Here is a 26698-nt window from a genome sequence, read left to right on the forward strand (position 1 = left end):
CTCCGCCAGAACTGGAACGAAGACAAACGCTGGCAACCCACCTGGAACAACGACCAACGCCAACAAGGCTACGCAGGCTGGAAAAAGGCAGTCGACAGGACCCTCGACTGGGTCGACCTGGGTGACTAGGTAGGGAGCTCGGTCCCTCCGCGGGGACTGGGCGCGCCCTCTCTTCGCCGGGGTGCGGCGGGTTGTCGGCCCGGAGGACCTCCGGGCGACGGCTCGCCGCAACCCGGCCGCACGACACTGGATCCGACCTCTCCTCGGGAGCATGCGGTGACATCTGTAGCCCTCGGCCCCCAGTACCGCGAGGACACTCTGCGGGACCTGGCGGAGACCGAGTTCGACGTCGTGGTCGTCGGCGGCGGCATCGTCGGCGCCGGCGCGGCGCTCGACGCGATCTCGCGGGGCCTGTCCGTCGCCCTCGTGGAGGCGCGGGACTGGGCGGCCGGCACGTCCAGCCGGTCCAGCAAGCTGATCCACGGCGGGCTGCGCTACCTCGAACAGCGCGACTTCGGGCTGGTCAGGGAGGCGCTGCGGGAGCGCGGCCTGCTGCTTCAGCGGCTCGCTCCGCACCTGGTGCGCCCCGTCCGGTTCCTCTACCCGCTGCGCAACCGGGTCTGGGAGCGGGCGTACGTCAGCGCGGGCGTGACCCTGTACGACACGATGGGCGGCGCGCGGTCGCTGCCCCGGCACCGCCAGCTCACGCGGCGGGCCGCGCTGCGGGAGGCCCCCGCCCTGCGGTCGGACGCGCTGGTCGGCGCCGTCCAGTACTACGACGCGCAGGTCGACGACGCCCGCTACACGATGATGGTCGCCCGCACCGCCGCGCAGTACGGCGCGAGGGTGGCCACCCGCGCCGAGGCGACGGGATTCCTGCGCGAGGGCGAGCGGGTGACCGGCGTCCGCGTCCTCGACCTGGAGGGCGACCGGGAGATCGCCGTACGGGCCCGGCGCGTGGTGTGCGCGACCGGAGTGTGGACGGACGGCGCGCAGGCGATGACCGGGTCGCGGGCCGCGTTCGGCGTGCGGGCGTCCAAGGGCGTCCACCTGGTCGTGCCGCGCGACCGGATCCCGATGGGCACCGGGCTGATCACGCGGACCTCCAGGAGCGTCCTGTTCATCATCCCGTGGGGGCGGCACTGGCTCGTCGGCACCACCGACACCCCGCACGCCGGCGGCCCCGACGAGCCCGTCGCCGACCACACCGACATCGGCTACCTCCTCGACCAGGCGAACGCCGTCCTGCGCACGCCGCTCACGCACGACGACATCGAGGGCGTCTACGCGGGGCTGCGGCCGCTGCTGTCCGGCGAGGTGGACGACACCACGCGGCTGTCGCGCGAGCACGCCGTCGCCGAGCCGGTGCCCGGCCTCGTCGTCGTGACCGGCGGTAAGTTCACCACCTACCGCGTCATGGCGCGGGACGCGGTCGACGTGGTCGCCGAGGGCCTCGACGACTCCGTCCCCGCGTCGGTCACCGGCCGGCTGCCGATCCTCGGCGCCACCGGGTACGAGGTGCTGTGGAACGAGCGGCGCCGGCTCGCCGCCGAGTCGGGCCTGCACGTCGCGCGGATCGAGCACCTGCTGCACCGGTACGGATCGTGCGCCCGGGAGGTGCTGGCCATGGTCGCGGACGACCCGGCGCTCGGCGCCGCCGTCCCCGGCGCCGAGGACTACCTGTGCGCCGAGGCCGTCTACGCGGTGACGCACGAGGGCGCGCTCCACCTGGAGGACGTCCTGTCGCGGCGGCTGCGCGTCTCGATCGAGGAGTGGGACGGCGGCGTGGCCGCGGCGTCCCGCGTGGCCGGACTCGTCGCGCCCTGGCTCGGCTGGGACGACGAGCGGATCAGCGGCGAGGTCAAGCGGTACGTCTCGCTGGTCGCGGCGGAGCGCCGCGGCGGCCCTGCCGTGCAGGAGGCGCCCGTCACCGCCGCCTAGGCGAAGGTCGCGGTCATCGCCGTGGCGTCGCCCGGGACGTGGATCGAGAGGGTGCCGTCCGGGGACCCGGCCGCCACGAACGGCTGCCGCGCGTAGACAGGTCTGCGGGCGCGGAACGACAGTTCGCGCACCTTCAGGCCCGCCCGGCGCGGCAGCTCCAGGCAGAGGATCGCGAGCAGCGGCCCGTGGACGACGAGCCCGGCGTGCCCCTCAGCCCCGGTCGCGTACGCCTCGTCGTAGTGGATGCGATGGGCGTTGTAGGTGAGGGCGCTGAACCGGAACAACAAGACCGGGTCGGCGGCCGTCCTCAGCGTCCACGGCGCGTCCACCACCGGCGCCTCGAACGCCACCCGCTCCAGGCGGGACGCCGTGTCGCCGCTGCGGTAGACGAGATCCTGCTCCTCGACCGCGATCTCGGCGCCGTCCCGCACGAAGGTGTGCCGGACGGTCACGAACAGCATCTCCCCGCTGCGCCCCTGCTTCACCGCGGTGGAGGCGAGCTCCGTCCGGCGCGTGACGGCGTCCCCGACGCGCAGGGGCTCGTGGATCCGGAACCGCCCGCCGGCGAACATGCGGCGCCGATCGGGAAGCGGCGGGAGGAACCGTCCCTCGCGCGGATGCCCGTCCGGCCCCAGGTCACGCTGTGCGGGCCGTTCCAGGAAGTGCAGCCAGTGCCAGAGGGGCGGCAGGTCCTCCCCCGGCGGCTCGACGTCGAGCATCCCGGCCAGCATGGCCGACGGCCCGGCGCCGACGACCTCGGTCGCCTCCTGCGGTTCCGGGGTCCACCCCGCGATGTCGATCACGGCCCCATCGTCGCAGGCGCTACCCGAACGCGTTCACCCCGGTCAGCTCCGCCGACAGCTCCCACAGCCGCCGGGCCTGCCCCGGGTCGGTCGCGTAGGAGCGCACCCCGCTGGAGGGCGCGTCGGTCCGGCCGCGCCGCTCCGGCGCGCCGTCCGGGACCTGTTCGGCGATGTCGCAGTCCTCGCAGTACACGCCGCCCATGCCGGCCAACCGCGGGGACGTGGCCGCCCACACCGCCGTCGCCGCGCCCTGTGCCGGCGTCTTGAACCCCTGGCCGATCTCGTTCCCGTCCTCGTCGATCCAGCCGTTCGCCACCTTCTCCTCCAGGGGGATGTGGCGCTGGAGGGGCGTCAGGATGCTCCCCGGATGGAGCGAGAAGGCCCGCACCTCGTCCTTGGCGAGCGCGTCCAGGTGGACGGCGAACAGCACGTTGGCCGTCTTCGCCTGCCCGTACGCCTCCCATTTGTCGTAGCCGCGCTCGAACTGCACGTCGTCCCACCGGATCGGGGAGAAGTGGTGCCCGCGCGACGACACCGCGACGACCCGGGCTCCCGGCCTGACGGCGGGCCACAGGCGGTTCACCAGCGCGAAATGGCCGAGGTGGTTGGTGGCGAACTGCGCCTCCCAGCCGGGCCCGACGCGCGTCTCCGGGCAGGCCATGACCGCCGCGTTGTTGATGAGGACGTCGACGCCGCGCCCGGATGCGAGGAACCGCTCCGCGAACCCGCGCACGCTCTCCAGGTCCGCCAGGTCCAGTTCGCCGACCTCCACCCCGTCGATGCCGCCGACGGCCTCCTTCGCCGCATCCGGCCGCCGCGCGGGGACCACCACCTGCGCCCCCGCGCCCGCCAGAGCCCGCGTCGTCTCCAGCCCGAGCCCCGAGTAGCCGCCGGTGACGAGGGCGAGCTTTCCCGAGAGGTCGATGCCCTTGAGAACGTCCCCGGCCGTGCTCCCGAAGCCGAAACCCGAACCGATCGTGTGCTGTGGAGTGGTCATGCACCGAACGTTACGAGCTGGAGCGCGCTCCAGGTCAATCCGGTTCCGGGACGAGCGGGCAGTGGGTGCCCCGGTAGACCGTCGGGACGCAGCGGTTGCAGTGGATGCACAGGGACGGGGTGGACGGGTCGGCGGCGATCCGGTTCACGAGGTCGGGTTCGCGGAGGAGGGCGCGGGCCATGGCGACGAACTCGAAGCCCTCCGCCATCGCCGTGTCCATGGTCGCGCGGTCGGTGATGCCGCCCAGAAGGATCAGGGGCAGGTCGAGCTCGGCGCGGAACCTGCGGGCGTGCTCCAGCAGGTAGGCGTCCTGGTAGGGGTAGACGCGCAGGAACCGCTTGCCGAACATCCGCAGGCCGACCCGCATGGGCAGCTTGTAGCTGGCCGCGAACTCGGGGATGGGCATCTCCCCGCGGAACAGGTACATCGGATTGAGCAGCGAACTGCCGGCGGTCAGCTCCAGCGCGTCGACGGTGCCCTCCTCCTGGAGCCCGCGGGCGACGTGGAGGCTGTCGTCGATCTCCAGGCCGCCGCGCACGCCGTCGCGCATGTTGAGCTTGGCCGTGATCGCGATGCGGTCGCCGACCTCGTCCCGGACGGCGCGGGCGATGCCGAGCGCGACCTTGGCCCGGTTCTCGATCGGCCCGCCGTAGCCGTCCTTGCGGCGGTTGAGGCGGGGGCTGAGGAACGAGCTGGCCAGGTAGTTGTGCCCGAGGTGGATCTCGACGGCGTCGAAGCCCGACTCGACCGCGAGCCGGGCCGCCTCGGCGTGGGCGCGGGTGATGCGCTCGATGTCCTCCGCCTTGGCCACCTTGGTGAAGGCCATGCCGAGCGGGTTGAAGAACCGCCCGGCCGAGACGGCGGGCACCCTGTTGGAACTGGCGTCGGCGACCGGGCCGGCATGCCCGAGCTGCGCGGACGCGGCGGCGCCCTCCGCGTGCACGGCGTCGGTGAGGCGCCGCAGCCCGGGGACGGCGTCCGGCCGCATCCAGATCTGCCGCCGCTCGGTCCGCCCCTCGGGCGCGACCGCGCAGTAGGCGACGGTGGTCATGCCCACTCCCCCGGCGGCCGGGCGCCGGTGGTACTCGATCAGTTCGTCGGTCACCAGCGCGTCGGGCGTCATCCCCTCGGACGTGGCCGCCTTGATCACGCGGTTCCGCAGCGTCAGCGGCCCGAGCCGCGCCGGTTCGAAGACCTCCACGATCCGCCTCCCGCCTCCCCGCCTCTCGGCTAGCCCAACCGCTCGATGATGGTGACGTTGGCCTGGCCACCGCCTTCGCACATGGTCTGGAGCCCGTAGCGGCCGCCGGTGCGGTCGAGCTCGTGCAGCAGGGTGGTCATCAGGCGGGCGCCGGTGGCGCCGAGGGGGTGGCCGAGGGCGATGGCGCCGCCGTTGGGGTTGGTCGTCGCCGGGTCGGCGCCGGTCTCCTTGAGCCAGGCGAGGACGACGGACGCGAACGCCTCGTTGATCTCGACGGCGTCGATGTCGCCGATCGTCATCCCCGTCTTCTTCAGCGCGTGCGCGGTGGCGGGGATGGGCGCCGACAGCATCCGGATGGGGTCCTCTCCGCGCGCGGAGAGGTGGTGGACGCGGGCGCGCGGGGTGAGTCCGTGGTCCTTGACGGCCTGCTCGGAGGCGATGAGCAGCGCGGCGGCGCCGTCGGAGATCTGCGACGAGACGGCCGCGGTGAGGCGGCCGCCCTCCACGAGGGTCTTCAGGCCCGCCATCTTCTCCAGGGTGGTGTCGCGGCGCGGGCCCTCGTCGGCGGTGACGCCCTCGCAGGGGACGGTCTCGCGCTCGAAACGGCCCTCGTCGATCGCGCGGACGGCGCGCTGGTGCGACTCGTAGGCGAACGCCTCCATCTCCTCGCGGGAGATGTCCCAGTCGCGGGCGATCATCTCGGCGCCGTTGAACTGCGACACCTCGGCGTCGCCGTAGCGGCGCGTCCAGCCCTTCGAGCCCGCGAAGGGGCCCTCGGTGAAGCCGAGCGGGGCCGCGGCGGTCATCGCCGAGGCGATCGGGATCTGCGACATGTTCTGCACGCCGCCCGCGACGACCAGGTCCGACGTCCCGGACAGGACGGCCTGCGCCGCGAAGTGCACGGCCTGCTGGGAGGACCCGCACTGCCGGTCGACCGTGACGCCGGGGACCTCCTCGGGGAGCCCGGCGGCCAGCCAGCAGGTGCGGGCGATGTCGCCGGCCTGCGGGCCGAGCGTGTCGACGCAGCCGAAGACGACGTCCTCGACGGCGGCCGGGTCGATCTTCGTCCGGTCCATGAGGGCGGTCAGCACGTGCGCGCCGAGGTCGGCGGGGTGCACTCCGGCGAGCCCGCCGTTGCGGCGCCCGACCGGGGCGCGTACCGCGTCGACGATGTAGGCCTCGGCCATGGGGGTGTCTCCTTCGTACGGGGGCCTAGCTCGCCCGGATCCCCTCGAGGAACATGGCGAGGTACTGCTTGGCGATGTCGTCGGCGGACAGCCGTCCGCCGTGCTGGTACCAGTTGGCCGCGACCCAGACGGTGTCGCGGATGAAGCGGTAGATGAGGGTCCGGTCGAGGTCGGCGCGGAAGGCGCCCTCCTTGACGCCGCGGTCCAGCAGGGACAGCCACATCTCCTCGAACCGCCGCTGGGAGTCCAGGAGGTAGTGGAACCGCTCGCTGGTCGCGAGGTGCTTGGACTCGTTCTGGTAGAGGACGACGGCGGGACGGTGCCTGTCGATCGAGCGGAACGACTCGACGACGACGGCCTCCAGGGTGTCGCGCGCGCTGAGCCCGGCGTCCAGGACGCGGTCGTAGGCGGTCCACATGTCGTCCAGGAAGGTCGACAGGATCTCGTCGGCCATCGACTCCTTGGAGTCGAAGTGGTAGTAGAGGCTGCCGCCGAGGATCCCGGCGGCGTCGGCCACCTTCCGGACGGTGGTGGCGGAGTAGCCCTGCGAGGCGAACACCTCGGCGGCCGTGGCGAGCAGCTCGGCCCGCCGCCCCGCGCGGGCGGCGGCGGTGCCCTCGGCGTCGCGCCGTCGTGGACTCATGCGCTGTTCCTCACGTACCGGTGTTCCTCATGTGCCTGGTGTTTCTCATGTGCCTGGTGTTCCGCATGTGCCTGGTGTTCCTTCTGTACCTGGTGTCCCTATGCGTGCTGGGAGGAGACGGAGACGACCTCGCCCGTCATGTACGACGAGTAGTCGCTGGCCAGGAAGACGATAACGTTGGCCACCTCCCACGGCTCGGCGTAGCGGCCGAACGCCTCCCGGCGCGTCAGCTCCTCCAGCAGCTCCTCGGACGTCACCTTGACCAGGTGCGGGTGCATGGCCAGGGACGGGGAGACGGCGTTGACCCGGACGCCGAAGTCGGCGGCCTCGAGCGCGGAGCAGCGGGTGAGCGCCATGACCCCGGCCTTGGCGGCGGCGTAGTGCGACTGGCCCCTCTGGGCCCGCCAGCCGATCACCGAGGCGTTGTTGACGACGACGCCGGAGCCCTGGTCCCGCATGAGGCGCAGGGCGGCGCGGGTGCAGCGCATCGTGCCGGTGAGGGTGATGTCGAGGACGCGGCCCCACTGCTCGTCGGTCATGTCGACGAGGTCCGAGGTCCCGCCGAGGCCGGCGTTGTTGACCGCGACGTCGATGCGCCCGAACCGCTCCACGGCCCGGCCGTAGAGGGCCTGCACCTGCTCCTCGGAGGTGACGTCGCAGGGCAGCGAGGCGACCCGGTCGGCGCCGAAGTCCGTCTCCAGCTCCGCCGCCGTCGCGGCGAGCCGCCGCTCGTGCGCGTCGGAGACCAGGACGCGGGCGCCCTCCTCCAGGCAGCGGCGGGCGGTGGCGCCGCCGATCCCTGCTCCGGCGGCCGCGGTGATCACGACGGCGCGGTCGGCGAGCAGTCCGTGCCCGGGGACGTAGGGGGGCGGGGTCATCCGCGTGCCTTCCTGTCGGCGGCCGGTTCACGGGGCAGGCCGAGCACGCGCTCGGCGATGATGTTGCGCTGAATCTCGTTGGATCCGGCGTAGATGGTGTCGGAGCGGGAGAACAGGAACAGCCGCTGCCAGTCGTTCAGGTCGTAGGGCTGCGCCTTCGCGGACCCGCCGTCCGGGCCCGCTCCCGGCGCCCCGTCGGCGATGAGGCCGGCGGCGCCGAGGACGTCCATGGCCAGTTCGCCGAGCTCGCGGTGCCAGGTGCCCCAGACGAGCTTGGAGATGGACGACTCGGGGCCGGGCGCGCCCGCCGCGACGCCCGCCATGGTGCGCACCGCGTTCAGCCGCATGATCTCCAGGCCCATGTAGGACCGGGTCAGCCGGTCGCGCACGAGGGGGTCGTCGATGGCGCCGGTGCGCCGGGCGAGGTCGGCGACGCCCTCGAACTCGCGCCGGAACCCCACCTGCTGGCCGAGCGTCGCGACGCCGCGCTCGAACCCGAGCGTCGCCATCGCGATCCTCCAGCCCTCGCCGGGCGCCCCGACGATGTTGCCGGCGTCGGTGCGGGCGCCGTCGAAGAACACCTCGTTGAACTCGGAGGTGCCGGTGAGCTGGACGATCGGCCGGATGTCCACGCCGTCCTGCCGCATCGGGACCAGCAGGTACGACAGGCCCTTGTGGCGGGACGACCCCGGTTCGGTGCGGCACACGGCGAAGCACCAGTCGGCTTCGAGGGCCAGCGACGTCCACACCTTCTGCCCGTCGACCAGCCAGTGGTCTCCGGCGAGTTCGGCGCGGGTCTGCACGTTGGCCAGGTCGGAGCCCGCGTTCGGCTCGGAGTAGCCCTGGCACCACAGCTCCCGGGCCGCCACGATCGGCGGCAGGAAGCGGGCGCGCTGCTCGTCGGTGCCGAACGCGATGATCGTGGGCCCGAGCAGGTTCTCGCCGATGTGGTTGACCCGGGCGGGCCCGCCCGCGAGCGCGTACTCCTCGTGGAAGATCACCTGCTGCTCGACGGTGGCGCCGCGGCCGCCGTGCTCGCGGGGCCAGCCGACGCACGTCCAGCCGGCGGCGGCCATGTGCCGCTCCCAGGCCAGCCGCTCCTCGAACGCCTCGTGCTCGCGGCCGGGGCCGCCGAGCCCGCGGGCGTGCGCGAACTCACCCGACAGGTTGCCCTGGAGCCAGTCGCGGACCTCGGCGCGGAAGGCCCGGTCCGCGGGGGACTCGTTCTGCTTCACGACGCGAACTCTACCAAACAGTTGTTAGAAAGAATCACCCCCCAGGGCGGGTTCGGCCTCCTGTGCCGCGACCCGGCCCGGGACCGGGGGCGCGGCCCGGTCCGGCGCGGGAGCCGGTGCGGCGGCCGCGAGCTCACGGTGGAGCAGGTCGAACAGCCGGTCCCACCGGGCGAGGACCGCGTCCGGGCGGAACCGCGGCACGGACGCGCGGGCCCCGGCCCCGAGCGCGCGGCGCAGCTCCGGGTCCTCGATGAGCCGGCCGAGCGCGGCGGCGAACGCGGTGACGTCGCCCGGTGCTGCCAGCAGGCCGTCCCGCCCGTCCTCGATCAGGGCCCGGACGCCCGGCGCGCAGTCGAACGCCACGGTGGGCAGCCCGTACGCCATGGCCTCCAGCACCGCCATCGGAAAGCCCTCGGCCCGCGAGGGCAGCGCGAACACCGACGCCTCGACGAGCGCCTCCTCGACGTCGGACACCACGCCCCGGAACTCCACGGAGCCGGACAGCCCGGCGGCGTCCGCCCTCGCCCACAGGTCCGCCTCGTCCGGGCCGCTGCCGTAGACGTGCAGCCGCCACCCCGGATGCCGTCCGGCGACGCGCTCCCACGCCTCCAGCAGCAGGTCCACGCCCTTCTCGTAGGCCAGGCGTCCGACGCAGGCGACGACGGGCAGGTCGAGCGTGGGATGCACGCTCGGCGTGATGTGCAGCGCGTTCGGGATGTGGTCGACGTTGGTCATGCCGTCCCTGGCCCAGGCGTCGGCGTCCTCGGCGGTGAGCACGAGCATCCGGTCGGCTCGGGCGTAGTGCTCCTTGACCCGCCGGTACCGCGACGACCCGCGGGTCGCCTGGTAGGACTCGTGGCTCATGCCCACGACGCGCAGCCCGCAGGTGTCGGCGAGCCGCACCCACTCCATCGCCCACACCTGCGCCACGATGACGACCGCCCCCGGCCTCGCGGCGGCGAACAGCTCCGACAGGCGAGCCGCGCCGCGCCGCTGGGCGGCGCTCCGCCACAGGTCGCGGGCCCGCGCGGCCGGATCGAGCCGCTGCAGCGCCTTCCTCGGCCGCCACGCGAGGGCGGGCGCCCGCCACTCGCCGTGCAGCACCTCGACGGCGTAGGAGCCGTCGCGGCCGTGGTGGTACGGCTCCAGGCCCCGTGTGATGCCGACGAGGGTGACGCGGTCGCCGCGCCCGGCCAGCAGCCGCGCCATGTGGTGCGCCCACCGCTGGAGGCCGCCCATGTCGTCGGCGTTGTTGCACACGATGAAGACGTCACGCGGCGCGGCCATGGCGTTTCCCCCTCCTGCTCGGCGCGGCCGGGAAGTAGCGCTCCGCCACCGTCCTCGCGGCGGTGCCGCGGTCGTGCTCGCCGAAGCGCGCGGCGAACGCGCGGCGCCGCCCGGCGTGCTCGGCCTCGGCCCCGTCCAGGCCGGCGAGCGCGGCGACGAGCTCGTCCTCGGTGCGGGTGATCGGCCCGGGGGCGTGCCGCTCCAGGTCGAAGTAGCCGGTGGCGCGGTCCCTGCCGTCCGGGAGGTGCAGCACGATCGGCCGGTCGAGCAGGGCGAAGTCGAACATGATCGAGGAGTGGTCGGTGACGAGCGCGTCCGCCAGCAGCAGGAGCGGCGTCACGTCGGGCACCGCGCCGACGTCCCGCATGACCGCGCGGGCGCCCGGCGGCACGTTCGCCCGGCACAGGTAGTGGGGCCGGACGAGCAGGACGTACTCCTCCCCCAGCTCCTGCGCGAAGACCGCCGGATCCACGGGCGCGTCCAGGAGCCGGACGGGGCGCCCCTTCGGCCCGGTGACGTACGTGGGCGCGTACAGGACGGCGCGGCGCCCGTCGTCCAGGCCGAGCGCGTCGCGCAGGGAAGCGACCTCGGCGGCCAGCTCCGGATCGCCGGCCACCCCGTTGACCAGGGGGTCGTTGCGGGGGTATCCCACCGGGAGCAGCTCGGAGCGGACGCCGAGGCCGCTGCAGAGCGTCTCGGTGTCGTGCCCGGAGCGCACCAGGAAGCAGTCGAAGCGCGCCACCATCCGCCGCAGCCGCGCCTGGTCGCCGGCGGGGCCCGACTTCAACCGCGGCTGGTCCAGCCCCATCAGCTTGAACGCCGACCCGTGCCAGGTCTGGATGTAGGTGGTCTCGGGACGCTTGCGCAGCCGGTCCGGGAAGCCCTGGTTGTCGATCCAGAACTGCGCCCGCGCGAGCGCCAGGTAGTACGCCCATGATCCGCGCTTGACGAGCCGGGCGTCGTCCGGGAACCCCGCGGGGGACGACGCGTACGACCACACCGCCGTCACCGGGCGGCCGGACCTGCGCAGCTCCCGGTAGATGTACTTCGGGTTGTCGGAGTAGTGGCGGCCGAGCTGGCTCTCGAAGACCGCCAGGCCGGTCCGGACGGGCAGCCGGCTCAGCACCCGGTTGAACACGACGATCTTGGTGTTCCGGCCGGTCAGCGTCCGGCGCACCGAACTGTGCAGCCCCCGGACCCGCCGCCGGGCCAGCCGTACCGGCCGGGACAGGGCGGCGCGGCGCGCGACGGCGCGGGTGAGCCGCGCCCACGGGCTCCCCGTCTCCAGGGCGAACGCCAGGTGCCCTCCCTCGGTGACGTACGAGCGGAGCCGGTCCCCCGCGAACCGCGTCAGCCGCGGCCGGACGGGCAGCGCGACGCCGCCGAGCGGCGGCGAACCGCGGCCCTCACCGAGCCGGGTGACCACCTCCTCGCCGTCCACCCGGATGCGCAGCCGCACGTCCCAGACGGGGTCGACGAACCCGAAAGGGCGGATCCTCTGGGCGGGGCCGAACTCGGCCAGCCAGGTGAGCCGGTCGCCCTCGTGCCGGACGGATGCGCGGACCCGCCCCCTTCCCGAGCGGCGGCGCCGGTCGCGGAACTCCAGCGTCCCGGCCAGCCCTGCATCCCGCGGGATCCGCCCCAGCGGGTTCAGCACGTATCCGGCCATGAGCACGCGGTCGCCGCGCGTCTCCAGCCGCGTGACGGTGTTCGCCGGGCGCAGCTCCCGGAGGGGCCGCACGTGGAAGCCGAAGGCCGTGACGTCCAGGACGCGGCGGCCGAGCGTGCCGCGCGGGCGCCCGGCCCCCCAGTAGACGCGCCCGTCCCGCTCCACGAGGCGGGCGCGCAGCTCGGGACGCTTCACGGGGTCGTACTCGGCGGCGGCGAGCGCCCCCGCGTGGTCGCCCTCGCGGATCAGGTGCGCGGCGATCGCGGGCAGCGGGTTGGCCTGCTCGAAGACCCGCGGGTCCAGCTCGGCCAGGTAGGCGGCGGCCAGGTCGAGGAAGCGCGCCTGGAGGGCGGGGTCGCGGTCGCGCAGCTCGCGCAGGTACAGCACCAGGTCGTGGTTGACGAACTTGACGTCCTTGGCCCGCTGCAGGTCGTAGGCGCCGCGCAGCGCGAAGAGCATGTCGATGCGGCGGTGGATCTCCAGCCGGTCGGCGAAGTTGGCCAGCTCGGCGCGCCGGTTGGAGATCGACGGCGCCGGCGTCCGCTCCTTGACCAGCCAGTTGTAGACGCGGTGCGGGATGAGGGCGGTCCGTCCCGCCTCCAGGTAGGCCTCGGCGGTGAACAGGAGGTCCTCGTAGTGCAGCCGCTCGACGAACCGCAGCCCGTGCTCCTCCAGGAAGCCGCGCCGGTACGCCTTGTTGGTCGAGAGGGTGTCGTAGAGGAGATCCGGGTTCTCGCTCAGCGACTCGTAGACGACGCTGTGCCGGTAGAGCCACGGATACCAGGGGCGGATCCGCCCCTTGGCGCCCTCGGGCAGGTCGAGGAAGATCCGGTCGCAGAGCCCCGAGACCATGTCGGCGCCGGTGTCCTCGCCGGCGGCGAGGAGGTTCAGGCAGGCGTGCCGGTCCAGCAGGTCGTCGCTGTCGAGGAACATCACGTACCGGCCGGTGGACGCCTCGATCCCGGTGTTGCGGGGGCGGCCGCACCCGCCGGAGTTGGACGGCAGATGGACGGCCCGGACCCGTCCGGGATGGGCCGCGGCGAGCCGGTCGGCGGCCTCGCCCGTGCCGTCGGTGCTCGCGTCGTCGACGATCAGCGTCTCGACGCCGCCCAGCGACTGCGCCAGCGTCGAGGCCACCGCCCGCGGAAGCCTCCGCGCGTCGTTGTAGGCGATCACCACCACGCTGACATCCGGGCGCACCGCCATGGGCATCCCCCTCCGCAGACTCCGGCGTGCTGGATTCCTTTCCAGGAACTCCGCACTGAGGTCCAAGAGGGATCAAAGGCTGTCAACGCTTAGCATTACCCACCGTCCGCGGAGGCATTGGGCACAACACCCGGAACGCCAGAAGGCGCCCGGCGGGAGGCCGGGCGCCTTCGCGGAGCGTGCGCCTTCTCGGACGGCGCCGCGTCAGCGGGCGTAGTCGGGGTAGCCGTAGCCGACGACCTGCGACTTGTCGCGGACCTTCTTCTGCACCGCGTTGTCGGTGTTGCCCTCGATGGTGGTGATGCTGCCGTCACCGTTGTCCTTGACGACGATGCCGACGTGGTCGATGTCGCCGATGTCGGCCTTCGAGCCGTCCTGCCAGTCGTAGAACACCACCGCGCCCGGCTTGGCGGTGTGGCCCCAGCGGTCGGTCTGCTTGAACCAGCTGGCGTGCTGGACGGTGTAGGCGTCCCAGCCCATGTTCTTGACGCCGGTCTGGGCGCCGAGCCAGGAGACGAACATGTTGCACCACTGGGCGCCGTTGTACTCCTTGACCGAGAAGCCGCCGTCGCGCTTGGCGGTGGCCTTCGCCTGCGGGGTCGAGACGTACCACTTGTGGTACTTGGTCTCGCCGCCCTTGCCCTCGTGGATGCCGACCTGCTTCTGCGCCAGCTTGATCACTTCAGCGGGCTTGACGGCGTGCGGGGGGACCTTGAAGCCCTCCCGCCGCGCCTCGGCCGCGGCGTTCCGGGCCTTCACCGTCTTGCCCCGGGAGGACTCGTGCGCGGCGGTGCCCTGCTCGGCGACCACCGCCGTGTTGCCGGAGGTGTCGGCGACCGCGCGGCCGCCGGCGAGGGGGTTGACCACCGAGAGCCCGACCGCGCCCGCCAGGACCGCGCCTACGGCGACGCCGACGGCCTTGTCCTCGGGCGTGAGGCGGTTGAGCGAAAGTCGATCGAAAAGACCGGACATGCAGGGAATCTCCTTGTCTTCCATGGCGCCTACCGGGTTAGCTGACGGATTCGGGCATGGAAGAGCCCTACGGCGCGACTCTCGGGCGCGCCGATTCACCCCAGAAACGTGGGTCCCCGGCTCCGTTCCGGTCGCACTGACCGGACGGACTCGGCCTCGCACCGCGCGAGCGGTGCCGGTATCGGATGTCTCGCTGACAGATCTTGATGAGGGGGCGCGCGTCGATTGGCGCGCATCGCGTGCGGATTCCGCTCCGCGATCCTCGGCCGCGCATGGTGCGGCCGGCGGCAACGCATGGGACGCGTTGCGTGATTCGGAACCGAAGGTACCAACCTTCTCAAGAAAAGCAAACCAGGCATAAAGTAAAGTCTTGCCTGCTCAAGGCCCTTCCAAGGGACTCTCAACACCGGGACGGCACCGCGTCTTCCCGATCTTTGCCGAGGTGCCCCTCACCCCCTTGCCCGCCGTACTTACCGGCCCTTCGGGAAAAGGTAAAGAAGATCGAAATGAGGCCGGCCGGCGCTCCCGGCCCGAGGCGCCCGCCGCCCCGCCGCACCTCCGAATGAGGTGCACGTCACACCCGGCGATCCTTCGCTGGTCAGGCGTGCCGTTCGTCACCGCGAGGGCCGCGCGGTCACTCCACGTGGATGGCGAAGAGCGTGGTGTCGTCCGCCGCCCGGTCGTGCTCCATGTGCGCCAGCACCTCGTCCAGCACCCGGTCGGGACGCGTGGAGCAGTCCTGCAGGATGTGGGTCAGTCGGACGATCCGCTCGTCCAGATCCGCGTCCCTGCGCTCCACCAGGCCGTCGGTGTAGAGGAAGAGCATGTCGCCCGAGTTGAGCCCGGTGGTGATCGTCGTGTACTCCCAGCCGGGCATGGCGCCGAGCATCGGGTCGCGGACCACCTCCAGCGGAGTCGCCCGGCCGTCCCGGACCAGGATCGGCGGCGGATGGCCCGCGCACGTCCACTCCAGGACGTGCCGGGACGGGTCGTAGTGGGCGACGATGGCGGTGCCCGTCGCGGGCGGGTCCATGGCGCCGATCAGGTCGTTCAGCCAGCCGACCAGCCGTCCCGCCCGCTCCCCCGTGCAGGCGAGGCCCAGCAGGCCGTTCCGGGTCCGCGCCATCGCCGCCGCCGCGGGCAGCCCGTGCCCGGCCGCGTCCCCGATGGCGAGCATCGCCCGCCCGTCCTGCAGGGCGCGGGTCGCGAACCAGTCGCCGCCGATGCGGGCCGTGCTCTCCGCCGCCATGCTGCGGATCGAGGTGCACAGGCCAGGAAGCTGCTCCACCTCGTCCTCGTCCGGCAGGATGGCCCGCCGCAGCGTCACCGCAACGCGCCGCTCCTGCGCCGTCCGCGCCTGCTGGCGCAGCATCTGCCGCCGGGTCTCGGCCAGCGCGCGCTCCACCCCGCGCCGCCTGGTGATGTCCTGCGAGACGATGTTGATCGAGACGGGCAGTCCGGACTCGCCGAGCACGGGCTCGGCGAACACCCACAGGTGCCGGGGCGTCCCGTCGTGGCTGATCACGCGGTGCTCCGCCTCGACCGGTTCGCGGCGCGAGAACATCGTCTGGACGGCCTCCTCGACCAGCGGCAGGTCGTCGTCGGCCACGACCTTCGGCAGGTCGTGCGGCATCGGTGGCACCTCGTCGGGCGCGAGACCGTAGTTGGCCAGCATCTGCGGCGTCCAGTCCGCCTCCCCGGTCGCCAGGTCCCACTCCCCGAACCCGATCAGGGCGAGCCGCTCGACCCGCTCCAGCCGCCGCGCGATGCGGTCCTCGGCCAGGTGGTACCGCCAGGTCACGCAGACGCCGGTCGGCACCCGCACGCACCGCACGCTCATCCGCGAGGAGCGGGACAGGCCGCGCTGAGCGGTCGAGTACTGGATCGAGGAACGGTCCAACCGCGTCCCGGACTCCAGAACCCCGACGTAGTCGTCGAACAGCCCGCTGAGCACCGCCCCCGGGTCCGTCCGCAAGAGCCGCAGCCCGGTCAGCTCCTCCCTGCCCCGCCCGAACATGTCCTTGGCGACGCCGTTGAGCTCGGCGAACAGGAAGTCGACCACGTTGCCATCCGGCCCCCGCACCGGAACCAGATGGGCTGCGGAGTCGAGCGCCCCCTCCAGCACCGCCGTCGCCGCCGGATCGTCGGGCACCCGCGCGAGGACCTCCACGTCCCCCGCGGTGTCCTCGGCCGTGACGCGGCGCAGCACACCCTCGGCCTCCGACAGGACGATCTGGCGCTCCGCGGGGACCTCCTCGGCGCGCGGCGCGGAGGAGGCCCCCGCCGCCACGGCCCCCACCGGCCCGCCGCCCCCATCCTTGACCAGCAGCGACGCCGCCTCGGCCATCTCGATGTCCAGGTCGCGCGCGAGCCAGATCAGGTGCTGCAGGGCCTCGCCCGGCGGGACGCCGAGACGGCGGGCCAGCACGACCCGCGCCTCCGCGAGGACCGCACGGTCGTGCGCGGCTCCCCGCAGGTCCTCCACGTCCGCAACGTGCACCCCGGGCTGGGTGCCCCCCGATTCCGCCAACCCTGTCCCCCGTTCGGCGTCACCTGCCCCTGGGAGAAAGAAGCTACATACGTCAGCGAGGGACTATTCACCCATCGCCGGGCAAAGAGTCCTGATCTTTGCCCGGGTTTTCCGTTCGCGCCCCAACTCGACCGCTTCGGTGACCATCTCAAGACGAACCGCTTCCACGTCTTGTGACCCGCGTCACACCCGCGCCACCTGCCGCGTCAGCGAGGTGATCCGCGCCGCCGCCGTCCGGAACGACGTCCCCACCGGATGCAGCGTCAGCACCACCACGATCTTGTCCCCCACGACCCCCGTCGTGTGCAGCACGGGCCGTCCCAGCCCCAGGTCGGGCCGCCATGCCGCCGGCCGCACGCTGCACGGCTCCGCCGGCGTCTCCCCGAACCCGGACCACCCCTGCTTGACGGCCCACGGCCGCTTCACCGCCCGCGGAATCCCGAACGTCTGGTCGAACCCGTCCGTCCCGCAGGGCGTCGACCGCCGCAACTGCGCGAGCACGAACTCCCGCTGCCCCTCCGGAGCCTCGTCCAGCAGATACCGGTACATCCGCACGACATCCCCCGCACTGAGCGCCGTGTACCCCCAGAACCCGGGCTTCTCAGCGGGCGGCGGCGCGGTGTCCTCCAACCCGACCTTGCGCACCATCCGCTCGATGATCCGCCCCTGCCCGCCCCGCCGCCAGAACTCCGTGGCCGCCCCGTCGTCGCTCGACCGCAGCATCGGCACCAGCAGCCGGCGATCCGCCGCCGACACCTCATGCCGATCCATGTAGTCCAGCGCGATGAGGATCTTCACCACCGAGGCCGACCGGAACGTCCGCCGCGTCGCCCGCGCGACCACCACCCGCCCCGAACGCCGGTCGAACACCTCGTACGAGGCCCGCACCCCCGCCGGCACCCGCACGACCGGCGCCTTGGACGGCGCCTCCGAAACCCGCGGCACGGACCCCGTCGGCTCAGGACTCCCGCTCACCGACCGAGCCCCTCCACCGTCCCCGCACCCGCACACCAGCCCCAGGCCCACGACCCCGGCCAGCACCGCCCGCAAACGCACCATCAGGCCTGCCTACCAGAGATCCGCGTCCCCGTATCTCGGTACGCACGACCCCGCAGACTGCGCTAGAGTAATCACGCCCGCTCAAACGGGCACCGGGACGTAGCGCAGTTTGGCAGCGCACTTGACTGGGGGTCAAGGGGTCGTGGGTTCAAATCCCGCCGTCCCGACAAGAAGTACCAGCTCAGAGGCCGTTTCTCCACCACGGAGAACCGGCCTCTTGATCGTTAGTTAGCCGTTCGTTAGCGAACCGAGCCGTCTCACCCGGCACCCGGACGGTTCACACAGGACTAGAAGACGCGGGCACCGCCCCGCGCCCTCTCCTACGTGTTCAACCCAGCCGCGCCGACCGTCAGGCCTTCAGCGCGCCACAGACGCAGCGACAGCCAGGCCAGCGACCGCCCAACCGGAGGGCCGGATCCACAAACCCGGCTCCCTCCGGCCCACAGCTCGCGCCATCCCGGCGGGCCAGACGGGCATCGCCCGGCCATCTCCTCGGAGAGGGGCAGCTCTGCACCCTCAGCGTTCGACTGACTTTCTTGCCCCCTCAAGCGAGCTGCCAGGAGCGGCGCACTCCGGTTAGTCGGAGCTGAGCAGCGCTTGAAGGGCGGCTGTGGGGACGCGATAGCAGATGCCGATGCGGAGGATCTTGCAGGGGAACTGGTCCTGTTTGGCGAGTTGGTAGGCGTAAGAGCGGGAGAGACCGAGGGCTCGGGCGGCGGTGCTGATGTCGACCACGGTAGGAAGTTCGGCAAGTTCAGCGTTCGTCAGCGGTCGCATACGACTGCCTCCTGCTTTTGAGGTTTCTCAGTCTTGATGGGTGAGCTGATTCGGGGAATCGCCAGCCGGCGCGAATCTCTTGCGGCGATTGCGCTCTGATGCCTGGAGGATGGCTTCTATGGAACCTGTCGCTGGGTGTCTCGCGTGCGATCTTCTTGTCGGGGCCCGCCCTCTTCCCGGAGGTCGTCTGGCGGAGTCGCCGGGCTGGGTTGTCGAGCACTCGGTGGGCCCGCTCGGCCTAGGGACGTTGGTGGTCAAGCCGGTGCGGCACGTCGTCCATGTCGCCGAGTTGAACGTGGTCGAGAGCGCGGCGTTGGGTCCGCTGCTACAGCGAGTGGCCGCAGCGGTGACGAAGGTTGTCCAGCCGGAGCAGGTCTACGTATGCCTCTGGTCCCATGCGAATGCTGTGCCGGGTCACCTGCATTTCGTGGTCCAGCCCGCTGTGAAGGCTGACATGGCCCGGTTCGACGCGTTCGGCCCAGCACTGCAGATGGCGATGTTCCATGAAGGGACAGTGCCACGCGAGACCGAGGTGGAAGCGTTGTGTGAGCAACTCCGAGCGGCCTTGTCCCTCTCGTCCTATGGATCGTGACGTGGACCCGCGGCCCAGTAGCGCGTTCCTGTACCGGCGGTATGCGGGGCCCCCAGACATGCCAGGAAGGCGGCTCGGCGGGTGCGGTTGGTTTTCGATGCATATGGGCTGGCAGGCCGTTGTGCATGATCTCGCGGTGACAGGCCACTGCAGGCTTGGGCATCGCGGCCGCCATAACCCGTGACCGGCGATGGTGCGCATCGCGGGCCGGGATCCCAAGTGAGGCGCAGCCGCCATCACTGAGGTCAGCAGGACCGCATTGAGTTGGCTTCAGGCTTGGTGCCGTGAGGACGGTCTTCAAGGCGTGGTGGTGTGGGTGCATGCGCAGGCTCCGGTCAGGCTTCGTCGGTGCGGGACGCGGGGCGGGTGGCGCCGATGTATTGGCGTTCGCGGTAGGGGTTGCCGGTGAACTGGGAGATGCGGACGATGTCGCCGGTGTGGGGGGCGTGGATCATGCGGCCGCGGCCGTAGTAGATGCCGACGTGGTGGATGGTGGCGGGGTTGCGGGGGTTGGTGGCGAAGAAGAGCAGGTCTCCGGGTTGGAGTTGGGGCCGGGGGATGTGGGTTCCGGCGTTGTACTGGTCGGCGGCGACTCGGGGTAGGCGGATGCCGGCTTGGGCCCAGGCGTACTGGGTGAGACCTGAGCAGTCGAAGCCCTTTGTGCCGGCTCCTTGGGCGGTGCCGTAGGTGGGGCCGGAGGGGCCGCCGCCGCCCCAGGAGTAGGGGGTGCCGAGCCAGCGCAGGGCTGCGCGGACGGCGACAGCGCCGCGTCCGGTGGCGGTGGGGGCGGCGTAGAGGGCGGCTTGGGCCAGGACTTTGCGGACATACCAGTCGGCGTGGTTGTACTGCCAGATGGCCCGGTTGAGGCGCTTGCCGCCTTTCCCGGCGCCGTTGGCGCATAGGTAGTGGGCGGCGCCGTGGATGGCGTCGGCGGGGTTGTAGCGGTCTTTGCGGCCGTCGTGGTCGCCGTCGATGCCGTAGGCGGCCCAGGTGGCGGCGAGGAACTGCATGGGGCCGCCGGCTCCGGCGGTGTTCTGGCCGGAGTGGACGCCGGGTGCGGTGGAGCGGCCGTGGTCGGATTCGATCTTGCCGATGGCGGCCAGGACGTTCCAGGGCAGACCTGGGCAGGCGACGACGGCGTCGAGGTACCAGCGCAGGTAGGCCGGTGGGATGTCGCGTTCGGCTTCGGCGGTGGGCGCGCCAGCCAGCTCTGATCCGGTTCCTGCGGCGGAGTTGTGACCGGCGAGCAGGATCACCAAAGCCAGCGGGACAGCAAGAGCGGCTGCGCATGCGGTGGCGGCGGCTTTCACCGCCCCGGCCGCCGCACCGGTCGCCGAGGCGGGCTACTCCCAGACGGGCTGCTCCTGGGTGGTCTGGTTCTGGGCGCCGGTGCGGGCGCGGCGTTGGGCGCGGTATCCGGCGCCCTTCTTGGGTTCGGGTGGCTCATGTGCGGTCTCCCCCGGTCGGTGGGGCTGCCGCAGCACCTCGCGGACCGCTTGCCAGGAGTAGCGGAAGTCCTTGCCGGTCTTGAGCGCGGGGATCTGCCCTGCATTGGCCATCCGGCGGACGGTCTGGGGCGAGAGGCCGAGTTTGGTCGCGAGTTCGGCGGTGGTGAGGACGTCGGGGTCGCGGCCGGGTGTCTCGGTCATCGCGGGGGCTCCTGGTTCGGCGGTCACGGCTGTCGCATCCAGTGTGGTGGACGGGCGCTGCGGAAGCACGTTCTTGAGGTCGAATGGTTTTCGAAGAAACTGTTTGACGTTGCTTGCGCTCCATAATTCTGCCACGTACTGTGAGCGACCAACAACCCAGCGCATTGATTCGGGGGTACGCGGGTGAGTCTTCGACAAACCGGACCGAGCTCGGCTGAGCAGGCGAGAGAGGCCCTTGACGTGGTTGTGGCCGGGGCGCACGGCGGCTCTGGGGCCTCCACGCTGGCCGCGCTGCTGCCCGCGGCGTGGGACGTGGGCTCGATCGGCCAACTGCTGGATCTCGACCGGGCACCACTGCAGGCCAAGGGCCGTCCGGTTGTGCTGGCCGCGCGCAACACCGCGGTCGCGGCAACGCACGCCACCGCCGCGATCAGTGCGCTGCGGGAGTGGGGCGAGCGCGTGGCTGTACTGGCGATCGTCAGCGATGGCGGCCCGGAGTCGCGGGACGCAACGGCTCGATACGGGCTGCTGACTGCGCGGGTCGGTGGCGTGGTGCGCGTCCCGCATGTGCGGACCCTGCGGCTCGTCGAGGACCCGTCGAAGGTCGCCTTGCCGGGCAAGGTGCACCAGGCCCTCGGTGAGATCCGGCGCCTGCTGCACGAGGAGGGCCGGTGACTCTGATCTTGTCGGTGCTCACCGCGGTCCCGCTCTTAGGCGTGGATGTCAATGTGCCCGATCCGCCCCCGGCTCCCCCGCCAGGGCTCGATAGCAAAATGAGCACGCTGCTGTCGTGGGGCAAGTGGGGCGTGCTGATCTGCGGCGTCGCCGGCTTGTTCATCTGCGCGGGTCAGATGGCCATCGGCCGCAAGAACCGGTCCACGTTCGCGGCCGACGGAGCGACCGGCATCCCGTGGGTGCTGGGCGGGCTGAGCCTGGCGGCGACGGCGGCCCCGATCGTCGGGGTGTTCTTCAAATGACCCGGGCGAAGGAAGACGCGAACCCGTCGGACAGCGCCGTGTGGTGGCGCCGCGGCCCGGTCATAACGGCGTCGGTGATTGGCGGCGGAGTCCTGGTCGGCCTCCTGGCACCTCCGGTCTTCAGGACCCCTCCCGCAACGACTCCAGTGATCGTGCGAACGACCGCGCGAGCCGGGCAGATGGTCAGCACGCCGCAGGTCTCCTTCGCCGGTGTGTCGTGGCGTGACTACCACGGCGTTCTCCTGCCCTACTCCGCTGGGGACGGTCCACGCGACACCGCCGGCGATCTGGCTTCGGGGTTCGCCAGGTCGCCGCGCGGGGCCTTGCTGGCCGCGATCCATATCGCGGTGCGCGCCAACGTGCAGTGGGGCAGCAGAGTGTTCGGTCCGACCATCGAGCGGCAGGTCACCGGCCCCGATGCGAGCATCCTGCTTGATGCGACACGCAGGGCCTACGAGCGTTTGAGGGGCGACCGGCCCGATGGCGCCTTGCTCAGCCGCGGATATGTCGTGCTGGAGGCGTTCCGTTGGCAGGGCTATTCGCCCGAGGCGGCGAGCCTGGATCTGGTGTCGGCGGGGCCGGGCGACAGCGATGTGACGGTCCGTGCCGTGGCCCGGTTCCAGTTGCATTGGCAGGACGGTGACTGGCGTCTCCTGGCTCCCCCGGGTGGGACATGGGTCGGAACAGCGGCCCCGGTCGATTCGCCGGACGGCTATGTCCGCTTCCCGGGCGGGGGCGCCTGATGTTTCCGTTCGATCCGTGCTCACCGGTCATGGATCCGGCCTGCGTCCAGCCGGTCGACAACGACGGCCACGGCGGAGGGGGCCCATCTCTGCCCGGGGTACCGGACATCCCTGCCATGGTCGGCGGGCACATGCTGGACGAGGCGGCCAAGTCGTTCCAGTCGGCGGTCGGCTGGCTGATCTCCAACACCGCCGCCTGGTGGGTCAAGACCCCCTCCCCCGACCTGGAGGGCGAGCCGGCGATCAGATACCTGCAACTCCTGGTCCAGCCCCTGACGGTCGCGGTCGCGGTACTGGCGTTGCTGGCGGTAGCCGCGCGCATGGCGCTGTCGCGCAAGGCGGTTCCGCTGATCGATGCCGGACGCGGCCTGGTCGTGCTCGCGGCGGTCACCGTGATCGGCACCGTCCTTCCGAACCTGCTGCTGAAGTGGGGTGACCAGTGGTCGGGCTGGGTGCTGAACGCGTCCTCGCAGGGTGACTTCGCCAAGCGGATGACCCAGATCGTGATGGTGCCGAGTGGGACGCCCGCCGCGCTGGTGCTCATCCTCTGCCTGATCGCGCTGATCATCGGCATTATCCAGGCGATCCTGCTGCTGTTCCGCGGAGCGGCGCTGGTCATTTTGGCCGGGCTGCTGCCGCTGGCGGCCGCAGGCATGATCACCACTTCAACTCGGTCGTGGTTCACCCGTGTGGCCGGCTGGATGCTCGCGCTGATCTTTTACAAGCCCGCCGCGGCAGCGGTGTACGCGACGGCGTTCACGCTCGTCGGCAAGGGCAAGGACATGCGCGTGATCCTGATGGGGTTCACGATGATGCTGATCAGCCTGATCGCCTTCCCGGTCCTGCTGAAGTTCTTCACCTGGACGACCGGCGGCACCGAATCGAGCACCGGCGGCGGGATCCTCGGCGCGCTGATGGGCAGCGCGACCGCGTTGGGTGCGTTGCGCGCCTACGGTGCCCTGGGGGCATCGGGCGGACGGTCGGACTCGGCAGGCGAGCACGCCGACTACCTCGACCAGCAGCTCGGTGACAAAAGTCCCCCAGCGCAGCCACCGTCCACCGCCGACTCTGCCGACCAGCCGTCTTCCCCGCCCGGTCACCCCCATGACACCTCGGCACCGGCCGGCGGTCTCGGCCATGGCCCTTCCGATTCCAGCTCCCCCGAAGGAACCGGTTCTCCCGAGGCGGGCCAGCCTGCGCAGGACGGTCACGGGTGGGCTCCCCCCGACGGCGGCCACGGCGAACCGGTCGGTCCTACCGGCATCCGCGCGGCCGACCGTGAACGTCGTCGCGGTGAGGACGCCATCCGCTGGGTTGGCAACGGCGGCCTGGACGGACCGACCGGCGCCGCAGGTGAAGGGGGTGGCGGCGGTGGAGCATGACATCCGTACCTACGGCGGCTGGCGACGCCGACAGGGCATCGGCCTGCTCGGCCTGGACACCACCTCGACCTTCATCGCGCTCGGTACCGCGATGCTGCTCGTGCTGGTCGCGGCCACCGCTCCCCGACTGCTGGTCTACCTGCTCCCGCCCGCGTTCATCGGTGGCGCGCTGAGCCTGGTCCGGGTCGGTGGCGTGCCGCTGGCGCGTCTCGTTCTGGCGCGGTGCCGCTGGCGTTGGGGCGTGTGGCGCGGCCACACCCGCTACCGGGCCGGCGTCGTCATCGAGCACCCGCGCGCGTTCCAGCTCCCGGGCGTGCTCGCGCCGCTGACGCTGCTCAGTGCCGAGGACGGTTACGGCGGCCGGTACGGGATCGTGTGGGACCGCCGTGCCGGCTTGCTGACCGCGACCCTCCGCGTCGTCCCCGCATCGACCTGGCTGGCCGACCGCAGCGACGCCGACACCTGGGTCGCCTCCTGGGGTGGCTGGCTCGCCGCACTCGGGCACATGCCCGCCGTGCGCTGGGTGACCGTCACGATCGACACCGCACCCGAGCCTGGCTCGACACTCGCCGACGCCGTCGACCGCGCCGTCGTGGCCACCGCGCCGAAGCCGGCCCGCACCATCATGAGCGAACTCGTCCGCACAGCCCCCGCAGCAGCCGCCGATGTCGACACCCGCGTCTCGATCACCTTCGATCCCAAGGCATCCGCGGCCGGTCCGAAGGACCTGTTCGAGGCGGTCGCCGAACTGGGCCGCACGCTGGACGGGCTGGCGTCCCGGCTCGGCGGCTGCGGCGTGTCCGTGCTGGGACGCGCCACCGCAGCCGAGATCGCCGGGGCCGTGCGGATCGCCTTCGACCCCGATGCGCGCGGTGAGGTGAACCGGCTGCTCGCCCGCCCGAATTCAGAAGAGATTCTGTCGTGGGCTGATGCCGGACCGGTCGCAGCGACCGAGCACACCACCCACTACGAGCATGACGGCGGGCACTCGGTGGGCTGGGCCTGGCACGAGCCACCCCGCCAGAACGTGCGCTCCGACGTCCTGGCCCGGCTGGTCGCGCCCGGCCCGTTCCCCAAGCGCGTCACCTTGCAGTACCGGGCGTTGCCCGCCGCGGCGGCGAGCCGCGTCCTGCAACAGGAGGTCAATGCGGCGGCGTTCCGCGCCCAGTTCCGGCGCCGCACCGGCCGCGACGAGACCGCCCGCGACAGCTGGGACGCCGCCCGCGCCCGCCAGGCCGCCGCCGAGGAAGCCATGGGCGCCGGGGTCTGCCTGGTTTCGATGTACGCGACCGTCACCGTCACCGACCCCGGCCAGCTCCAACGCGCCGTGGCCCAGGTGGAGGCGTCGGCCGACTCGGCCAAGATTCGGCTCCGCCGCCTGTGGGGCAGCCAGGCCGTCGGATTCGCCACCACCCTGCCGTGCGGGATCTGCCCACCCGAGCTGTCTCGACGTCTCTTGCACTGAATCGGAGGAACCGAGCTTGCCCAACGCCGAAACTGCAGCGATGTCCGAGCCGCTCGCCCCGCCGTGGGGCTGGCGCGGCCCAGGTACCGGACGCGCCGCGCATGTCGAAGCCGCCCCGGAGTTCCAGGCCACCACCAGCCAAGTCTGCGGCCTGTACCCTTTCACCGCAGGCTCAGGAACACCCACCGCCGGCACTCCCATCGGACGCCACCAGCTCTGGGGCGAGGTCGTCTGCCTCGACCCGCTCGCCTGGCTCCGTGAAGGTCTGGTCACCAACCCGGGCATGTTCGTCCTCGGCCAACCCGGCACCGGCAAATCCACCCTCGTCAAACGCCTGGTCACCGGCGCGGTCGCGACCGGCACCACACCGATCATCCTCGGCGACACCAACCCGACTACACCCTGCTGGTCGAATACCTCGGCGGCCAAGTCATTCGCGTCGGCCGCGGTTTCGACCGCATCAACCCTCTCGACGCCGGTCCCCTGGACCAGGCACGGCAACGCCTCACCGGCGCCGCCGCCGACGCCGACGCCGAAACCCTGCGGTGGGAAATGCGCTCCCGACGGCTCTCCCTGTTGCTGGCGCTGGCGACGCTCGTCCGCGAAGCCCGCATCACCAACGCCGAGGAAGTCGTCCTCGGCCGCGCCGTCGACCTCCTCGACGAGCGCCTGGCCCACGACCCCACCGTCGTGGACGTCCTGCGCATCCTGGAGCAAGGACCAGACGAACTGCGCTCAGCAACCCGCACCGACTCCGCCGACTCCTACCGGGCCCAGACCCGCGACCTGGTCTTCACCCTCGACCTCCTCATCTCCGGATCGCTCGCCGGTGTCTTCGACTCCCCCACCACCCGCCCGCTGAACCTGGACGCACCAGCGATCAGCGTCGACATCTCCCGCGTGCGAGCCGCCGGCGACAAGCTCCTCACCGCCGCGATGCTGTGCACCTGGGCCTACGCCTTCGGCATGGTCGACGCCGCCACCGCCCTCGCCGACCTCGGCGCCGCCCCACGACGCTCCTACCTCGGCGTCATGGACGAACTGTGGCGGGCGCTGCGCGGCGCCCCCGGCCTGGTCGAGCACGCCGACGCCCTGACCCGCCTCAACCGCGCCAAGGGCATGGCCTCCATCATGATCACCCACTCGCTCGCCGACCTGGACGCCCTGGCCACCGAGGAAGACCGCGCCAAGGCCAAGGGCTTCGCCGACCGCTCCGCCATCACCGTCCTGGCCGGACTCCCGCCACGCGAACTGGCCCGCGTCCACGAGATCACTCCACTCACCGGCCCCGAACAGCGCCTAGTCACCTCCTGGTCGGCCCCCGACTCCTGGCAACCCGGTGCCCGCCACCCGGGACGCGGCAAGTACCTCATCAAGACCGGCGAACGCCTCGGCATCCCCGTCGAACTCTCCCTCGTCGGCCCCGAAACCGAGCTGTACGACACCGATCCAACGTTCGACCTACCGCATGGCCGGAACAGGTGTGAGGAAGCCGTGCGGTGAGG

23 protein-coding genes, 1 tRNA gene and 1 riboswitch are annotated in these 26698 nt (G+C 71.9%); of the genes, 9 read left to right on the plus strand and 15 right to left on the minus strand.

From position 1 onward, the window contains the following. Positions 1 to 276 precede the first annotated feature (276 nt). Positions 277 to 1941, plus strand: a complete 1665-nt coding sequence (locus CHC11_RS38320) for a glycerol-3-phosphate dehydrogenase/oxidase (protein WP_089316810.1) — start codon at positions 277 to 279, stop codon at positions 1939 to 1941. Here the strand turns inward: CHC11_RS38320 and CHC11_RS38325 are convergent. The 12 genes from CHC11_RS38325 to CHC11_RS38385 all read right to left on the minus strand — a co-directional run bounded on the left by CHC11_RS38325 (position 1938) and on the right by CHC11_RS38385 (position 17608). Continuing rightward, a complete protein-coding gene (locus CHC11_RS38325; protein ID WP_089316811.1) occupies positions 1938 to 2744 on the minus strand; it encodes an HTD2 family dehydratase in 807 nt (268 codons plus the stop codon). The genes CHC11_RS38320 and CHC11_RS38325 overlap by 4 nt on opposite strands. A 19-nt stretch (positions 2745 to 2763) precedes the next feature. Continuing rightward, complete coding sequence (locus CHC11_RS38330) at positions 2764 to 3741, minus strand: SDR family NAD(P)-dependent oxidoreductase (protein WP_089316812.1); 978 nt, start codon at positions 3739 to 3741, stop codon at positions 2764 to 2766. Between the two features lie 34 nt (positions 3742 to 3775). Continuing rightward, on the minus strand, positions 3776 to 4942 hold the full coding sequence (locus CHC11_RS38335) for an NADH:flavin oxidoreductase (RefSeq protein WP_218826428.1): 1167 nt from the start codon (positions 4940 to 4942) through the stop codon (positions 3776 to 3778). A 29-nt stretch (positions 4943 to 4971) separates the two neighbouring features. Then, complete coding sequence (locus tag CHC11_RS38340; protein WP_089316813.1) at positions 4972 to 6129, minus strand: acetyl-CoA C-acetyltransferase; 1158 nt, start codon at positions 6127 to 6129, stop codon at positions 4972 to 4974. Positions 6130 to 6154: 25 nt separating this feature from the next. Continuing rightward, a complete protein-coding gene (locus CHC11_RS38345; RefSeq protein ID WP_089316814.1) occupies positions 6155 to 6772 on the minus strand; it encodes a TetR/AcrR family transcriptional regulator in 618 nt (205 codons plus the stop codon). Between the two features lie 98 nt (positions 6773 to 6870). Then, the gene (locus tag CHC11_RS38355; protein ID WP_089316815.1) at positions 6871 to 7650 is read right to left on the minus strand and encodes an SDR family oxidoreductase; all 780 of its coding nucleotides are present in this window, start codon (positions 7648 to 7650) and stop codon (positions 6871 to 6873) included. Continuing rightward, complete coding sequence (locus CHC11_RS38360; RefSeq protein ID WP_089316816.1) at positions 7647 to 8885, minus strand: acyl-CoA dehydrogenase family protein; 1239 nt, start codon at positions 8883 to 8885, stop codon at positions 7647 to 7649. The genes CHC11_RS38355 and CHC11_RS38360 overlap by 4 nt, the downstream gene beginning before the upstream one ends. Before the next feature lie 24 nt (positions 8886 to 8909). After that, a complete protein-coding gene (locus tag CHC11_RS38365) occupies positions 8910 to 10172 on the minus strand; it encodes a glycosyltransferase (protein ID WP_089316817.1) in 1263 nt (420 codons plus the stop codon). Further along, a complete protein-coding gene (locus CHC11_RS38370) occupies positions 10156 to 13047 on the minus strand; it encodes a bifunctional glycosyltransferase/CDP-glycerol:glycerophosphate glycerophosphotransferase (RefSeq protein WP_089316818.1) in 2892 nt (963 codons plus the stop codon). Before CHC11_RS38370 ends, CHC11_RS38365 begins: the two co-directional genes overlap by 17 nt. Positions 13048 to 13251: 204 nt before the next feature. Next, complete coding sequence (locus CHC11_RS38375; protein WP_089316819.1) at positions 13252 to 14019, minus strand: CHAP domain-containing protein; 768 nt, start codon at positions 14017 to 14019, stop codon at positions 13252 to 13254. An 11-nt stretch (positions 14020 to 14030) separates the two neighbouring features. Next, positions 14031 to 14185: riboswitch (cyclic di-AMP (ydaO/yuaA leader) on the minus strand. 468 nt (positions 14186 to 14653) lie between these two features. Then, the gene (locus tag CHC11_RS38380; protein WP_089316820.1) at positions 14654 to 16519 is read right to left on the minus strand and encodes a PP2C family protein-serine/threonine phosphatase; all 1866 of its coding nucleotides are present in this window, start codon (positions 16517 to 16519) and stop codon (positions 14654 to 14656) included. 213 nt (positions 16520 to 16732) lie between these two features. Further along, positions 16733 to 17608, minus strand: coding sequence for a hypothetical protein (locus tag CHC11_RS38385; protein ID WP_143227462.1), 876 nt, complete (start codon positions 17606 to 17608; stop codon positions 16733 to 16735). A gap of 93 nt (positions 17609 to 17701) precedes the next feature. Between CHC11_RS38385 and CHC11_RS38390 the strand changes: the two genes are divergently transcribed. Further along, positions 17702 to 17775, plus strand: a tRNA-Pro gene (locus CHC11_RS38390). Positions 17776 to 18184: 409 nt separating this feature from the next. Here CHC11_RS38390 and CHC11_RS38395 read toward each other — a convergent pair. Further along, positions 18185 to 18385, minus strand: coding sequence for a helix-turn-helix transcriptional regulator (locus tag CHC11_RS38395; RefSeq protein ID WP_089316822.1), 201 nt, complete (start codon positions 18383 to 18385; stop codon positions 18185 to 18187). Between the two features lie 250 nt (positions 18386 to 18635). Here CHC11_RS38395 and CHC11_RS38400 point away from each other — a divergent pair, with 250 nt between their 5' ends. Continuing rightward, complete coding sequence (locus CHC11_RS38400) at positions 18636 to 18977, plus strand: HIT family protein (protein WP_218826429.1); 342 nt, start codon at positions 18636 to 18638, stop codon at positions 18975 to 18977. A gap of 335 nt (positions 18978 to 19312) precedes the next feature. Here the strand turns inward: CHC11_RS38400 and CHC11_RS43120 are convergent, their stop codons facing one another. Further along, positions 19313 to 20233 carry a C40 family peptidase gene (locus CHC11_RS43120; protein WP_245920277.1) on the minus strand — a complete coding sequence of 307 codons (921 nt, stop codon included), beginning with the start codon at positions 20231 to 20233 and terminating at the stop codon, positions 19313 to 19315. A gap of 87 nt (positions 20234 to 20320) precedes the next feature. Further along, the gene (locus CHC11_RS40880; RefSeq protein WP_143227463.1) at positions 20321 to 20626 is read right to left on the minus strand and encodes a helix-turn-helix domain-containing protein; all 306 of its coding nucleotides are present in this window, start codon (positions 20624 to 20626) and stop codon (positions 20321 to 20323) included. Between the two features lie 240 nt (positions 20627 to 20866). Here CHC11_RS40880 and CHC11_RS40885 point away from each other — a divergent pair, with 240 nt between their 5' ends. From CHC11_RS40885 to CHC11_RS38435, 6 genes are all read left to right on the plus strand, one after another. Then, complete coding sequence (locus CHC11_RS40885) at positions 20867 to 21301, plus strand: hypothetical protein (protein WP_143227464.1); 435 nt, start codon at positions 20867 to 20869, stop codon at positions 21299 to 21301. 98 nt (positions 21302 to 21399) lie between these two features. Continuing rightward, positions 21400 to 21603 carry a hypothetical protein gene (locus tag CHC11_RS38415; protein ID WP_218826430.1) on the plus strand — a complete coding sequence of 68 codons (204 nt, stop codon included), beginning with the start codon at positions 21400 to 21402 and terminating at the stop codon, positions 21601 to 21603. Next, positions 21600 to 22346 carry a DUF8175 domain-containg protein gene (locus CHC11_RS38420; RefSeq protein ID WP_143227465.1) on the plus strand — a complete coding sequence of 249 codons (747 nt, stop codon included), beginning with the start codon at positions 21600 to 21602 and terminating at the stop codon, positions 22344 to 22346. Before CHC11_RS38415 ends, CHC11_RS38420 begins: the two co-directional genes overlap by 4 nt. Positions 22347 to 22477: 131 nt before the next feature. Continuing rightward, positions 22478 to 23728 (plus strand): proline-rich domain-containing protein, encoded by a 1251-nt coding sequence (locus tag CHC11_RS38425; RefSeq protein ID WP_143227466.1) that lies wholly within the window; start codon positions 22478 to 22480, stop codon positions 23726 to 23728. Beyond that, positions 23718 to 25193, plus strand: coding sequence for an SCO6880 family protein (locus tag CHC11_RS38430; protein WP_245920278.1), 1476 nt, complete (start codon positions 23718 to 23720; stop codon positions 25191 to 25193). The genes CHC11_RS38425 and CHC11_RS38430 overlap by 11 nt, the downstream gene beginning before the upstream one ends. Positions 25194 to 25745: 552 nt before the next feature. Beyond that, complete coding sequence (locus tag CHC11_RS38435; protein ID WP_245920279.1) at positions 25746 to 26696, plus strand: hypothetical protein; 951 nt, start codon at positions 25746 to 25748, stop codon at positions 26694 to 26696. Positions 26697 to 26698: the final 2 nt, after the last annotated feature.

The organism is Actinomadura mexicana (genome assembly GCF_900188105.1).
Lineage (GTDB): Bacteria > Actinomycetota > Actinomycetes > Streptosporangiales > Streptosporangiaceae > Spirillospora > Spirillospora mexicana.